The sequence below is a fragment of the Hydrogenophaga sp. NFH-34 genome, from assembly GCF_021401345.1.
In the GTDB taxonomy this organism is placed as follows: domain Bacteria; phylum Pseudomonadota; class Gammaproteobacteria; order Burkholderiales; family Burkholderiaceae_C; genus Hydrogenophaga; species Hydrogenophaga electricum.
This window is the reverse complement of record NZ_JACBGE010000026.1, coordinates 1-12,557: the sequence shown is the minus strand read 5'-3', so window position 1 is coordinate 12,557 and position 12,557 is coordinate 1. Positions and strand designations below refer to the sequence as shown.

The 12,557-nt window shown below is 66.3% G+C and carries 12 protein-coding genes; 3 read left to right on the top strand and 9 right to left on the bottom strand.

Features of this window, described 5'->3' with window-relative positions; all coding sequences use genetic code 11:
- Positions 1-38 precede the first annotated feature (38 nt).
- The 4 genes from L0977_RS20945 to L0977_RS20930 all read right to left on the bottom strand — a co-directional run bounded on the left by L0977_RS20945 (position 39) and on the right by L0977_RS20930 (position 3,465).
- The gene (locus L0977_RS20945; RefSeq protein ID WP_234266807.1) at positions 39-869 is read right to left on the bottom strand and encodes an urease accessory protein UreD; all 831 of its coding nucleotides are present in this window, start codon (positions 867-869) and stop codon (positions 39-41) included.
- 90 nt (positions 870-959) lie between these two features.
- A complete protein-coding gene (locus tag L0977_RS20940; RefSeq protein ID WP_234266806.1) occupies positions 960-1,403 on the bottom strand; it encodes a VOC family protein in 444 nt (147 codons plus the stop codon).
- A gap of 48 nt (positions 1,404-1,451) precedes the next feature.
- Positions 1,452-2,432: an isopenicillin N synthase family dioxygenase gene (locus L0977_RS20935; protein ID WP_234266805.1), complete on the bottom strand. Its 981-nt coding sequence runs from the start codon at positions 2,430-2,432 to the stop codon at positions 1,452-1,454.
- Positions 2,433-2,439: 7 nt separating this feature from the next.
- Positions 2,440-3,465 (bottom strand): ABC transporter substrate-binding protein, encoded by a 1,026-nt coding sequence (locus tag L0977_RS20930; RefSeq protein ID WP_234266804.1) that lies wholly within the window; start codon positions 3,463-3,465, stop codon positions 2,440-2,442.
- 541 nt (positions 3,466-4,006) lie between these two features.
- Between L0977_RS20930 and L0977_RS20925 the strand changes: the two genes are divergently transcribed.
- Positions 4,007-4,999: an isopenicillin N synthase family dioxygenase gene (locus L0977_RS20925; RefSeq protein WP_234266803.1), complete on the top strand. Its 993-nt coding sequence runs from the start codon at positions 4,007-4,009 to the stop codon at positions 4,997-4,999.
- 24 nt (positions 5,000-5,023) lie between these two features.
- Here the strand turns inward: L0977_RS20925 and L0977_RS20920 are convergent, their stop codons facing one another.
- The 5 genes from L0977_RS20920 to L0977_RS20900 all read right to left on the bottom strand — a co-directional run bounded on the left by L0977_RS20920 (position 5,024) and on the right by L0977_RS20900 (position 9,958).
- Positions 5,024-5,503: a nucleoside deaminase gene (locus L0977_RS20920; RefSeq protein WP_370465268.1), complete on the bottom strand. Its 480-nt coding sequence runs from the start codon at positions 5,501-5,503 to the stop codon at positions 5,024-5,026.
- A complete protein-coding gene (locus tag L0977_RS20915) occupies positions 5,500-6,270 on the bottom strand; it encodes an ABC transporter permease (RefSeq protein ID WP_234266802.1) in 771 nt (256 codons plus the stop codon). Before L0977_RS20915 ends, L0977_RS20920 begins: the two co-directional genes overlap by 4 nt.
- Positions 6,271-6,280: 10 nt before the next feature.
- Positions 6,281-7,117, bottom strand: coding sequence for an ABC transporter ATP-binding protein (locus tag L0977_RS20910; RefSeq protein WP_234266801.1), 837 nt, complete (start codon positions 7,115-7,117; stop codon positions 6,281-6,283).
- A 69-nt stretch (positions 7,118-7,186) separates the two neighbouring features.
- A complete protein-coding gene (locus tag L0977_RS20905; RefSeq protein ID WP_234266800.1) occupies positions 7,187-8,212 on the bottom strand; it encodes an ABC transporter substrate-binding protein in 1,026 nt (341 codons plus the stop codon).
- A 258-nt stretch (positions 8,213-8,470) separates the two neighbouring features.
- Positions 8,471-9,958 carry a nucleobase:cation symporter-2 family protein gene (locus tag L0977_RS20900; protein WP_234266799.1) on the bottom strand — a complete coding sequence of 496 codons (1,488 nt, stop codon included), beginning with the start codon at positions 9,956-9,958 and terminating at the stop codon, positions 8,471-8,473.
- Positions 9,959-10,276: 318 nt separating this feature from the next.
- Here L0977_RS20900 and L0977_RS20895 point away from each other — a divergent pair, with 318 nt between their 5' ends.
- Positions 10,277-11,134, top strand: coding sequence for a hypothetical protein (locus L0977_RS20895; RefSeq protein WP_234266798.1), 858 nt, complete (start codon positions 10,277-10,279; stop codon positions 11,132-11,134).
- Complete coding sequence (locus L0977_RS20890; protein ID WP_234266797.1) at positions 11,131-12,441, top strand: glycosyltransferase family 2 protein; 1,311 nt, start codon at positions 11,131-11,133, stop codon at positions 12,439-12,441. The genes L0977_RS20895 and L0977_RS20890 overlap by 4 nt, the downstream gene beginning before the upstream one ends.
- The last annotated feature ends 116 nt before the right edge of the window (positions 12,442-12,557 follow it).

Here is a 12,557-nt window from a genome sequence, read left to right as displayed (position 1 = left end):
CAAAGACCGCTCAGTTTGCGCCCGGGTGCGGTGCAAGGTCAAACTCGCCAGATGCGCGGTGGCGTGCCCGGCACGCCCCAGGCGGCAGGGCGCAAGGCGGCCCAGGCGGCCTGCAGCGTGGCCATCAGCGGTTCGACCAGCGGTGCCAGCGCCCGCACCACCAGCATCTGCGGGTTCGGGCAGGTGGCGCCAGCCTGCACACCGGGCGGCAGGGGGTCGAGCACCTGTCGCACGGCTTCGAGCAGGTGCTCCTGGCGCTGCCGCCCCAGCGGCGTGCCCGAGGCCAGCAGCAGCGTGCCCAGGCAGCGTTGGCCGGCCAGGCCCAGGGGGGCGTCGAGCAGGCGCTGATCGTGTGCGTCCAGCGTGGCCTGTTCCAGCCACAGGCCCGGAATCTCCAGACGCTGCCGAAAGCGCCCGCGGTCGAAGGCCTGGCCGGTCGAGGGCAGGCCCAGGGCCGTGACGTCCCAGGCGATCAGCTCGGCGTTGCCCGCGAGTTCGGCGGTCCAGTGGTTGACGGCTTCGCAGCCGGGGTAGGCGATGGCTTCGAGGGGCAGCCATTCCAGGCGCGCGCCGCTGTCCAGATGGAGCGCCACGCGCTGGGTGGCGGGCAGGTCGTCGGCGGCGTAGAAGCGCGTGGCGCCGGGGGTGGAGATCAGCGCGTGCGTGCCGGCGGCGGCGTGCACCTGCAGCTCCAGCGTGTCGCCGCCGACCAGTCCGCCGGGTGGGTGCACCACGACGTTGTGGCAGATGGCGTCGCCTTCGGGATAGAGGCTTTTGAAGATGCGCAGCGGGCCGTCGTGCTGGTGTTGCAACACCGTGCGCTGGCCTTGCAGCCGGTAGTCGAGCGAGAGATGGGCTTGCCAGGGCATGGGCGCCAAGTGTAGGGGTTGCCGCCCGCGGCCAATGCTCTGGCGGCCAGGGCCATCAGGCGGCGCGGGATCGGCGTGGTGGTGCGCGGTTCAGGACGCCGTGGCGGGCAGCGTCAGCGCGGGCGCTTCGACGCCTGCGGGGAGCGTGCCGGTGCTGACGCGGAACACATGGCCTTCGGGGTCGGCCAGCACGGCCTGCCATTGGCCGTAGTAGGTGGCGTAGGGCCCCTTGACGATGCGCCCACCGAGCGCCGCAGTGCGGTCGGCGGCGGCATTGACCTCGGCCGGGTTGTCGAGCATGAAGGTCGCGTAGGCGGTAACGGGGGCCGACGCCGGGTCGGCCGGCTGGCGGTCGGCCAGTTGCAGCACGCCGTAGGCGGGGGGCGCGTGAAAGCCGAACTGGAAATGTTCGGTTTCCACCGCGCGGTAGATCGGCGAACGGCTGTGGCTGTCTTCGGGCAGGCCGAGCAGGGCCTGGTAGAACGCCAGCTGGGCGGCGATGTCGGTACAGAAAAGGTTGACGAAGAGTTTCATGCGGGGAGCGAAAACAGGCCGGGCACGCGGGCTGTGCCCGGCCGGAGGTCAGGCGGGGGTGGTCTCGCCGGCGGCTTTCTGAAGACCGTAGGTTTTTTCGTACATCTCGCGCAGGTGTTCACCGGCGGTGCACGCCACGAACCGCGACGGCCTGTCGGCCGTGACCGTGCCGGGCACGGCTTCAATGCGGGCCAGGTAGTTGGGTTCGTAGAAGAACGGGACCGAGAAGCGCGGCGCGCCGCCCGAGAACACGTTGCGCACGCGGTGCGGGTTGGAGTGGTACAGCCCGTTGGTCCAGCGCGGGATCATGTCGCCGAGGTTGACCACGAAGCAGCCTTCGATGGGGGTGGCCGCCACCCACTGGCCGTCGGGCATCTGCACTTCCAGCCCGCCGTGGGCGTCCTGCGCGAGGATGGTGATCGCGCCCCAGTCGGTGTGGGCTCCGGCGCCGAAGGTGCGGTCGTCCGCGTCGGCCGGGTGGGCCGGGTAGCGGATCATGCGCAGCGTGACCATGGGGTCGCGGCAGGACGCGTCGAAGTGGTGCTCGGGCAGGTCCAGTGACAGCGCCATCAGCTGCATGATCCGCTCGGAGAGCCGGTTCATTGCCGCGATGTAGCGCTGGCAGGTGGGCCGCGCCTGCGGCAGCTCTTCGGGCCACTGGCTGGGGCCGTAGGTCTGGTAGCCGGCCTGGACAAAGGGGTGGTCGTCGGGCCAGTCCATGCCGCAGTAGAAGCTCTCCTTGAGGTCGGGCTTCATCTCTGCGTCCAGCGTCTGTTCGCCCAGACTTTCGTAGCCGCGCATGATGGGCGAGTGTTTCATGGACAGCGCCGCGCGCCGCTCGGCGGGCAGCTCCAGCAGCGCTTTTGCGAGCGCGAACTGGGACGCCACCATGGCGGGGTCCACCCCGTGGTTGCGGACGTAGAAGAAGCCGGACGTGGTGGCCGCCTCGCGCAGCTGGCGGGCCACCGCCAGGCTGCGGCGGCTCCCGGGCGCCAGGGCGTCCGCGAGGTCGATGACAGGGATGCCCATGGCCGCCTCAGGCCTTGAGCTGGCGGTCGGCCATGGCGGGCAGGAACTTGTCGGTCCAGAAGTCGGACAGCGTGGGCGCGCTCTTCAGGCCGAAGGCCGCCACGGTTTCGTCGATGGTCGCCTGCAGGCGCGCCGGCGTGGCTGCGCCCCAGCCGTTGGCGCGGGTGTCGGGGGTGTTCATCGTGCCGTCGACGATGAGCTTGAGCCGCTCGAATTCCAGCGTTTCGTTGGCCAGGGGTTCGCGGGTCTTGACCGCCGCGCCACCGGCCTTGGGGTCGGCGATGCAGTCGAGCCAGCCGCGCGTGGAGGCCTTGACGAAGGCCTTCATGGTGTCGGCCTGCTCCATGCTCTTGGCGTTGGCCACCAGGCCGTTGCCATACGACTTCATGCCGTGGTCGGAGAAGCGGAACACGGTGAGCTGGTCGGCGGTGACGCCGCGGGCCTTGAGGTTGAGCAGGCCGGTGAAGAAGAAATAGGCCACGGCATCGAAGTCGCCCTTGACGAAGCGGGTGTCGCCGATATCGGGCGCGACGTTTTCCCACTTGACCCCGCTGGGGTCGAAGCCCTGTGCCTTGGCGAACACCGGGAACAGCTTGCGCGAGGCGTTGAAGGGTTGGCCGAGAATGGTCTTGCCGGCGAGGTCGGCCGGCTTCTTGATCGGTCCGTCCTTGCGCACGATGACCGCGTTGGGGTTCAGGTCGTACTGCATGGCCACCGCCTTGAGCGCGGCCTGCGGGTTGGCCAGGTTGAACTCGATCATGGTCGAGAGGTCGGCCGACGCGGCCTCGTAGGCCCCGCTGGCCACCAGGCCGATGGCGGCGGCCGAGCCGTTGCCGGTGTCGATGGTCACGTCCAGGCCGGCGTCCTTGTAGTAGCCGCGCTGCAGGGCCAGCAGGAAGCCGGCACCCGAGGCCTCCACCTTCCAGCCGAGGTTGAACTTGAATTTCTGCAGGGAACCCTGGGCGCGCACGAAAGGTGTGGCGGACAGGAGAGAGGCTGCGCCGGCGGCGCGCAGGAGAGAACGACGTTGCATGTAAGGACTCCGAAAACAAGCGGGCACGCAGAGGGACCCGTTCCTGAAGGTGCGAAGGACGGCTTGGGCCGCACGACTTTCAAGAGCAATTTCCGGGCGGCTGTTTCGGCCGCTGAACGCTTCTACTCTCGTTGTCCGTAGACGCAGAATCCATGCCACGCACCCGGTGTCGGTGCCGATCCTGTGCAGACCGCCCGCCAGGTGGAGGGGCAAGGCGTGTCAGGGTCGCGAGCGTGTCCAAGATGAGGCATGGGGCACCAGCTTGGTGTGCAGGCAGGGGGATCCTCTCCTCATCACCGGGGCAAAGCGCTGGCCTGAAACCTGCTAGCCTGTTTGGCGAGAGTAGAAGCGTTCACCAGCGGCCGATTTCGTCGGCTGTCCTGGCCGGGAATTGCTCTTGAGGTCCAGCCCGGCAGGGCAGACGGTCTTCAGGAGTCACGCTGACCCCAGCGCCCGGGTTTTTCTCCCTGACCGATCGCCATGCCGGATGGTCCTGAAACCTTTTCGAGGCCTCTGGCCTGTTTTCAGGAGCGATTCCGTCATGAACACATCCACCCCTTTTGAACTGGCCGAACTGCAGAAAGAGGCGCGCATGGGCGCCCAGGGTTCGGAAACCACCGCGCGTGCGGTGCCTTTGATCGACCTGTCGGACTTCGATCGCCGCCGCGACGAGATCACCGAACAGCTGTGGCGCGCGGCCGTCGATGTCGGCTTCTTCCAGCTCGTCAACCACGGCGTGCCGGTGGCCCAGGTGCGTGAAGCGTTTGCGATGAGCGAACGTTTCTTCGCACTGCCCCAGGCGACGAAGGCGCAGTGGCCGCTGGCGCGCAATGCCGGTTGGGAAAGTCTGGCCCAGGTGCGGCCTTCCACGGGCGTGCCCGATCAGAAAGAGAGCTACCAGATCACGCGACCGCGCATGGCCGGTCTGTATCCGGCCGAAGCCGATCTGCCGGGCTTCCAGGCCACGATGCTGGCCTTCGAGCAGGCGAGCTGGGCGGTGGGCATGAAGGTGCTGTCGTGTTTTGCCGAGAAACTGGGTTTCGAGCGCGACTTCTTCGCGCGTGCGCACGATCCCGCCGCCGACACCTACCAGAGCACGTTGCGCCTGCTGCACTACTACCCGATCCCGGAAGACGTGCAGGACAAGCTGGACTATGTGCGCGGCGGCGCGCACACCGACTTCAATTGCCTGACCATCCTCTATCAGCGCGATGGCCAGGGCGGCCTGCAGGTGTGCCCGGGCAAGGAGTTCGAAGCCCAGGAATGGACGACGGTGCCGCCGCGCGAAGACCTCATCACCTGCAATATTGGCGACATGCTCATGCGCTGGAGCGACGACCGCCTGCTGTCCAACTTTCACCGTGTGCGCAACCCGCTGCCCGGCGAATACATGGGCGGGCGCTACAGCATCGCTTTCTTCTGCCAGGCCAACACCGACGCGCTGATCACCTCGCCATCGGGCAAGTACCCGGCCATGACCGCCGGCGACTATCTGGCCGAACGCATGAAGGCCAACTACCGCCGCAAGGACTGACGGGCGGATGGGCGGCGAGCGCGGTCAGCGAGCCGCCCAGAACCCGGCGTGTGTGGCGAGCATCTCGGCCGCCACCGCCGGCACCGGGCCGACCACTTCCGTGGGGCGCTGTCCGCGCGCGAACACCTCGCGGCAGGGCAGACTGAGCGTGGGGTTTTCGGGGTGGTTGCCCGTGAGGGCGAGCAGGGCCGTTTCTTCGGCGCCGTAGACCACGCGCCCGATGCCGGCCCAGTAGACGGTGCCGGCACACATGGCGCAGGGCTCGAACGTGGTGACCAGCGTGCAGCGGGCGAGGTATTCGCCGGGGTAGTTGGCGGCGGCGGTTCGCGCCAGTGTCGACTCGGCGTGGTTCACCGTGTCGATGTTGCCCTGCTCGGCCAGCACGGTTTCGCCGTCGGGCGCCACCAGCAGCGCGCCGAAAGGGTGGCGGCCCATGCGCATGGCACGCAGGGCCACCTCGTTGGCGCGCCGCAGATGGCGCGCGACCTGCTCGCCGGTCATCATCCCTGACTTCCGCGGTGCGCCCAGCCGGTGGTGTGCTTTTCGACCCAGCTGAACAGTTCGTACATCACCATGGCCATCACGCCGACGACCAGCAGGCCGCTGAAGGCCAGGCCCATCTGCATGGAGCTGCCGGCCGAGATCAGCAGGTAGCCGATGCCTTCGTTGGCGGCGGTCATCTCCGACACCGTGGTGCCGACGAAGGCCAGCGTGATGGCGACCTTGAGCGAGCCGAAGAAGTAGGGCAGCGAGCGCGGCAGGCCGACCTTCATCAGCACGTCCCATCGCTTGGCGCCGAGCACGCGCAGCACGTCTTCCAGCTCGGGCTCCAGCGTCGCCAGGCCGGTGGCGATGTTGACCATGATGGGGAAGAAGCTGATCAGGAAGGCGGTGAGGATGGCCGGGCCGACGCCGATGCCGAACCACACCACGAGGATGGGCACGAAAGCGGCTTTGGGCAGGGCGTTGAAGGCGGTCATCAGCGGGTAGATGGCCGCGTAGGCCAGGCGCGAGGAACCGATCAGGAAACCCAGCAGCACCCCCACCACGATGGCGACGCCGAAGCCGGCCATCGTCACCCAGTAGGTGCGCCACGCGTGACCCAGGATGACGGTCTTGTGCTCCAGCGTCTGTTCCCAGATGCGCGAAGGGCTGGGGAAGATGAATTCGGAGACCCCGAAGCCGCTGCAGATGACTTCCCAGACGATGATGATGGCCAGGAGAAGGATCCAGGGCGACCAGCGTTCGACGTGTTTCTGTTTCGTGCTCATCGCTCGCTCCTTACTGGTTGATCACGGTGCCGGCTTTTCGCATGGCGCCGATATGGCCGCGCAGTTCGTGCACGATGTCGGTGAATTCGGGGGTGTAGGTCACCTCCAGGTCGCGGGTGCGCGGAATCGGAATGTCGCGCTGCACGACGAAGCGACCCGGGCTGCGGCTCATGCAGTACACCGTGTCGGCCAGGAAGACGCTTTCGCGCAGATCGTGCGTGACCAGGATGACGTTGAATTTCTGCGCTTCCCACAGGTCGCGCAGCGTGCACCAGAGTTCTTCGCGCGTGAACGCATCCAGCGCGCCGAAGGGTTCGTCCAGCAGCAGCATCTTGGGTTCGTGGATCAGCGCGCGGCAGATGCTGGCGCGTTGCTGCATGCCGCCCGACAGTTCCCACGGGTACTTCTTGCCCATGCCGCCCAGCCCCACGCTCTCCAGCAGCTTGAGGGCGCGTTCCTCGAACTCCTTGCGCCGGTCGCGGAACTGGCTGCGGAACGGTTCCACGATCTCCAGCGGCAGCAGCACGTTGTCGATGGTGGTGCGCCAGGGCAGCAGCGAAGGCGACTGGAAGGCCATGCCCGAAATCTTCAGCGGACCGGTGACGGGCTGGCCGTCGATGCGGATCTTGCCCATGCTGGGCATGCGCAGTCCGGTGGTCAGCTTCATGAAGGTGGACTTGCCACAACCCGATGGGCCGACGATGGCGATGAACTCGCCCTTCTTCACTTTGAGGTTGATGTCTTCGACCGCGAAGATGTTCTTGGCCAGCAGGTCGTCGTTGTAGGCCAGCCAGACCTGGTCGAAGTCGACGAAGGGGGCGTCGCTGCCTCCGGGGGCTTCTTGCATGGAGCGCTCCTGAAAAAAAGGCCAGCCGGCTTTCGCAGAACTGGCCCAGGTCAAAAATGTCGCCGGGATTTATTTCTTGGGCAGGATGTTCAGTTCGGCGGCCGGCGGCAGCAGCGTGGCCGTCCAGACGGCGGTCGGGTCGATCCGGGTCTTGGTGCCGAAGGCGTCGGACACCTGCGAAGCCATCAGCGCCATGCGGCCGGGCACGGCCTGGCCAAAACCTTCCTTGTAGGCGTCGGGGCTGGCGACCACCGCGTCGATGGCCATCTTCAGGCGGCGCGTTTCCAGCGCCACGTTGATGATGCCGTCGCGCGCCTTGACCGTGTCGATGGCGGCGGCGGGGTTGGCGATCACCTCCTTGGCGCCCTTGGTGAAGGCGGACAGGAAGGCCTTCACCGCAGCCGGGTTCTCCTTGATCAGCTTGGGGCTGGCGATGATGGCGTTGCCATACAGCTTCACGCCGTAGTCGGCATAGGGGAACACCACCACGTCGGCCGGCTTGACGCCACGCGCTTCGAGGTTGAGCAGCGAGGTGAACGAGAAGCCGGTGATGGCGTCGATGTCACCACGCACCAGCATGGTCTCGCGCAGCGGCGGGTCCATGGCGGTCCAGGCCACGTTGCCGATGCCGTTGGCCTTCTGGAAGATCGGGAACGCCTTGCGGCCGGCGTCGAACACCGGGGCGCCCAGCTTCTTGCCATTGAGGTCGGCCACCTTGGTGATGCCGCTCTTCTTGAGCGTCAGCACGGCAGCGGGGGTGTTGTTGTAGACCATCATGACGGCCACCGGCTTGTTCGGTGCGTCGGGGTTGTTGGCATGGAACTCCATCAACGCCGCCATGTCGGCGAAGCCCAGGTCGTAGGTGCCCGAGGCCACGCGGGTGACCGTGCCGCCGGAGCCGTTGCCGGCGTCAATGCTCACATCCAGGCCCGCTGCCTTGTAGTAGCCCTTGGCTTCGGATTGCAGGAAGAACGCGGCCGGACCTTCGAAGCGCCAGTCCAGCTGGAACTTGATCGGGGTCTGGGCATGGGCGGTCCCGAATACCGTGGTGGCAGCCAGGGCGGCGGCGAACTGGAGGGCTTGACGCTTGTTCATGAGGGCTCCGTTGTAAGGATCGGTTGCAGGAGGGTGACGCCTACCAGCAATTTCGGTGCCAGCAGACGGGTGGGGAAGGGGTATTGAATACAGAATGTGTATGCAGATTCTGCGCAGACGGCCCCAACCGACCATCCGAAACAACCCTGTATTGGTGCGAAAGCGCGGCGCGTGCACCGCTACTGTGCAGGCTGAGGCGGGTCAAGGCAAGAAAAAAGGGCCGCGAGGGCCCTTGGGAGGTGGTGGTGAGGGTGCGCCTCAGTGGGCGTCGGCCTGCTTGGCGGCTGCCACGGCGGCCTGGCTGTCACCGCGGGCGCCGTTGAAATACAGATTCAGCAACACCGCGCTGATCGAGGCCAGCAGGATGCCCGACTCGATCAGCGGATGGATCGCGTGCGGCATCCACTGCGAGTACTTGGGCGCCACCAGCGGGATCATGCCGAAGCCGATCGAGACCGCCACGATCAGCGCGTTGTGGCGGTGGGTCTTGAAGTCCACGCCGCCCAGGATGCGGATGCCGGTGGCCGCCACCATGCCGAACATCACCAGCCCGGCGCCGCCCAGCACCACGGTGGGCAGCGACTCGACCAGCGCCGCCATCTTCGGCAGCAGGCCGAGCACCAGCAGGATCACGCCCGCAGCCACGCAGACATAGCGGCTCTTGACACCCGTGACGGCGACCAGGCCCACGTTCTGCGAGAAGCTGGTGTACGGGAAGGTGTTGAAGATGCCGCCGATGAGGGTGCCCAGACCGTCGGTGCGCAGGCCGCGAGCCAGGGCCGGCTGGTCGATCTTGCGGTCGGTCATCTCGCCCAGAGCCAGGAACATGCCGGTGGACTCGATCATCACCACGATCATCACCAAGGTCATGGTCAGCACCATGATCGGGTCGAAGATCGGGACACCAAAGTGAAACGGCAGCACCACGTCCACCCACTTGGCCTGGCCGACCTTGTCGAAGTGCATCATGCCCAGCGCGGTCGCCAGCACACCGCCGACCACGATGCCCAGCAGCACCGAGATGTTGGCGAGAAAACCCTTGGCGAACTTGGCCACCAGCAGGATGGTGGCCAGCACCACGGCCGACACGGCCACGCCGGGCAGCGCAGCATAGCGCGGGTTGGGGTCGGTGGGGGCCAGCGTCAGGCCCTGCGGCACAGTGGGGTAGCCGGGTGTGCCCGCGGCGGCGGCGCTGCGCAGCGTGCTCAGCCACTCGCTGTGCTCCGGTGGCACCACCAGCGGGGCCGTGGGCCCCACGGGATTGCCGAAAATCCAGTTGATGCCCACGCGCATCAGGTTGATGCCGATCACGGCGATGATGGTGCCGGTGACCACCGGCGGGAAGAAGCGCAGCAGGCGGCTGACCATGGGCGCGATCACGACGGAGATCACGCCCGCGCCGATGATGGCGCCGAACAGCATGCGCGCCCCGTCGGTGCCCGGCGTGGTGTTGGCGATGGCCACCATGGGGCCGACGGCGGCGAAGGTCACGCCCATCATCACCGGCAGCTTGATGCCGAACCACTGCGTGACGCCCAGCGCCTGGATCAGGGTGGCGATGCCGCAGCAGAACAGGTCGGCCGAGATCAGCATCGCGACTTCCTGCGGGCTGAGCTTGAGAGCGCGGCCCACGATCAGCGGCACCGCCACCGCACCCGCGTACATCACCAGCACATGCTGCAGGCCCAGCGCAGCCAGTTTGCCGTTGGGCAGTTTCTCGTCCACGGGATGAACCGACGCTGTCATGGGATCTCCTTTTTTGCATGCAGATCTGTATACAAATTATGTGTACCCAGTGTTGGGAGATCGATAGGGGCAAACCCTTGCGGAGGCTTGGGTTGCCCTCTGGTTCGGAGACGTGGCTTGGTCGGGGCAGGGTGGAGCCCCCTGGCGGCGTAGGCTGTTCGGTGGGTTCCAACCACTTCCGGTCGTGTCTAAAATGAAAAAGTGTGATTTCTCACGCAAAACCCATGAAAAAAACACGGTTCATCAAGGAGGTCGATGCGGGTTGACATCTACGAGCCTCTCTGACGCATCGGGCAGACTCTGAAAGAGCCTGCGTTTTTGCCGCTGCCGCTGCCGGACAACCGCCATGCATCGTGGCGCGAGCTGCGCATCCAGGTCGATTTCTTTCGCCGCGGAGGGCATCAGGTCGCCGAGAAGACGGGCATCTTTTCGCCCAAGTTCCGGCTCAAGTCCAACCTGTCCGGTGACCAGTTTCTGGCGTTTGCACGCTCGCATCCGGACGCCGATGTGTGCTTCGTCAACGTGTTCCCGACCATGCCTTACTACTCCTACAACGTCTGGATGCAAGGCGAGGCAGCGCATCCGGGGCTGGTGCAGCGGGCCCAGCGCCTGCTGGCCGCCGCCGGGCTGGACTGGGACCTGTCGAAGACGCCTCGCCACCACCGTGGGCACCTGTGTTACGCCAACTTCTGGGTCGGCACGCCAGCCTTCTGGCAGGCATACGTGGGTGAGGTGCTGGACCCGGTGGCACGGTTTCTCGAAACCTGCCCGCAGGCTCCCGAGGCGCGGGCGGTGTTCGAGTCCGCGCCCTACTTTGTGGAGGCGCCCTTCCTGCCCTTCATTGCGGAGCGGCTTTTTTCGACCTTCGTGTCCCGCCGCCCCGATATCCGGACGGCGCCGTTTCACCCGGTGGGTCATGACCCCTTGGCGAATTGCAGCAGCGCCTTCCGGCGGGAGGTGGTGCAGCACCTGCGCGCGCGTGTGGACGAGGCCGATGCGGCGAATCATTTTCCCGAATCGCTGATCCGGGAGCAGGCCCTGTTCTCCAAGCTGTCGACGATGTACCACCACCTGCATTTCCAGCTGCACAGCCACCCGCATCTGGTGCCAGAAGAGATGCCGCCATCCGGCTGCGAGGTGCCTGCCGCTCCGCCTGTGGAGGGCGCTACGGGATGAGGCAGCGCATCGAGGCGATTTCGCCCGAAACTGGGAAGCGCTTGCCGAGACTGGGTGTCGGGGCGATCTTCAAGGACGAAAAACCCTACGTGATCGAATGGCTCGCGCACCACCGTCTGCTGGGTGTCGAGCGGTTTTTTGTGGCCGATAACCAGAGCACTGACGGCACCACCGAATTGCTGGAGGCCCTGCAGGCCTGTGGTTTTCTGGCTTGTCACCGATTTCCCAGTCCGGAGGGGCGTGGGCCCCAGTTGCCGGCCTACCGGATGCTGTTGGAGACGCACGGGCACGAGGTGGAGTGGCTGGCCTTCATCGATGCCGACGAATTCATCTGGCCCATGGGAGAAGAAGACTCGTTGCCGGCGTTTCTGCAGCAACTGGCCGAGCGCCGGCCCCAGATGGGCGCCCTGGTGCTGAACTGGGCGTCGTACGGTTCCGACGGCCAGCTGCACCAGGCGCCGGGGTTGGTGGTCGAGCGCTTCACCCGGCATGCCCCTCGCGACCATTTCGCCAATGTGCCGGTCAAGACGGTCTTTCGTCCAGGCGACTTCGAAGGGTTCACGTGTTCGCACAACGTGCAACTGGCACCGGGACGCAGCCACCTCCATGCAGACGGCCAGCCGCGCCAGACCCATCCCGACTATCTCGACATTCCGGAAAAGCGCTACATCCGGAGTGAACGGGTGTGCTGGGAGGGCTTTCGCATCAACCACTACGTGATCAAGTCCTACCAGGAGTTTGCGCAACGCAAGCGCCGCAAGGGGCGCGTGTTCGTGCCCCGGCCTCTGGGCCAGAGCTATTTCCTCTGGCACGACAACAACGATCAGCACACGCCTGTGGCGCCCGGTCACCTGGAACGTTTGCGTGCGGAAATGGCCCGCATCGAGGCGGCGCTGACGGCCGCCGGCTGGGTGGACGGGGATCGGGATGCCGGGGCGTGTGAGTCCCTGCGCCCTCCGTTCGGTGGGCGGGTGGGCCGTGTGATCCGCACGGATGCCGGCTTGCACCTTCGTGGCTGGTGCCAGGCCTGGCACCACGCGCACGTCCAGGGGTTGGTGGCCGTGGTCAATGGCCAGGTGCATCGGGTGCCGTTGTTCGAGCCGGCCCCCTTGCTGGCGGCGCACCAGCCTGCGCCCGCCCTCAAGGGTCCACAGAAGTACCTGAATCCCCAGGCGCCGGAGGGCAGTGGCTTTCGGGCCTTTGTTCCCCTCGATCCGGCGGTCGTCATCGGCACGCTGGACATTGCGGGGCTGCTGCCGGATGGGGGGCTGACCGAACCGCTGGAACAGGACGCGCCAGCGTCTTAGCAGGCTGTTGAATTTCGCTCCCATAAAACCTGGCATTCAGGAGCATCGTTGTAGATACTGACTGCTCGCTCAACAAGGAGTCCAGACGATGCGAGGTTCAGACGCGATGCAGGAGT

Excerpts from the sequence above, each read along its gene's own strand:
- L0977_RS20945 (WP_234266807.1), bottom strand. The coding sequence starts at position 869 with ATGCCCTGGCAAGCCCATCTCTCGCTCGACTACCGGCTGCAAGGCCAG.
- L0977_RS20940 (WP_234266806.1), bottom strand. The coding sequence starts at position 1,403 with ATGAAACTCTTCGTCAACCTTTTCTGTACCGACATCGCCGCCCAGCTG.
- L0977_RS20935 (WP_234266805.1), bottom strand. The coding sequence starts at position 2,432 with ATGGGCATCCCTGTCATCGACCTCGCGGACGCCCTGGCGCCCGGGAGC.
- L0977_RS20930 (WP_234266804.1), bottom strand. The coding sequence starts at position 3,465 with ATGCAACGTCGTTCTCTCCTGCGCGCCGCCGGCGCAGCCTCTCTCCTG.
- L0977_RS20925 (WP_234266803.1), top strand. The coding sequence starts at position 4,007 with ATGAACACATCCACCCCTTTTGAACTGGCCGAACTGCAGAAAGAGGCG.
- L0977_RS20920 (WP_370465268.1), bottom strand. The coding sequence starts at position 5,503 with ATGATGACCGGCGAGCAGGTCGCGCGCCATCTGCGGCGCGCCAACGAG.
- L0977_RS20915 (WP_234266802.1), bottom strand. The coding sequence starts at position 6,270 with ATGAGCACGAAACAGAAACACGTCGAACGCTGGTCGCCCTGGATCCTT.
- L0977_RS20910 (WP_234266801.1), bottom strand. The coding sequence starts at position 7,117 with ATGCAAGAAGCCCCCGGAGGCAGCGACGCCCCCTTCGTCGACTTCGAC.
- L0977_RS20905 (WP_234266800.1), bottom strand. The coding sequence starts at position 8,212 with ATGAACAAGCGTCAAGCCCTCCAGTTCGCCGCCGCCCTGGCTGCCACC.
- L0977_RS20900 (WP_234266799.1), bottom strand. The coding sequence starts at position 9,958 with ATGACAGCGTCGGTTCATCCCGTGGACGAGAAACTGCCCAACGGCAAA.
- L0977_RS20890 (WP_234266797.1), top strand. The coding sequence starts at position 11,131 with ATGAGGCAGCGCATCGAGGCGATTTCGCCCGAAACTGGGAAGCGCTTG.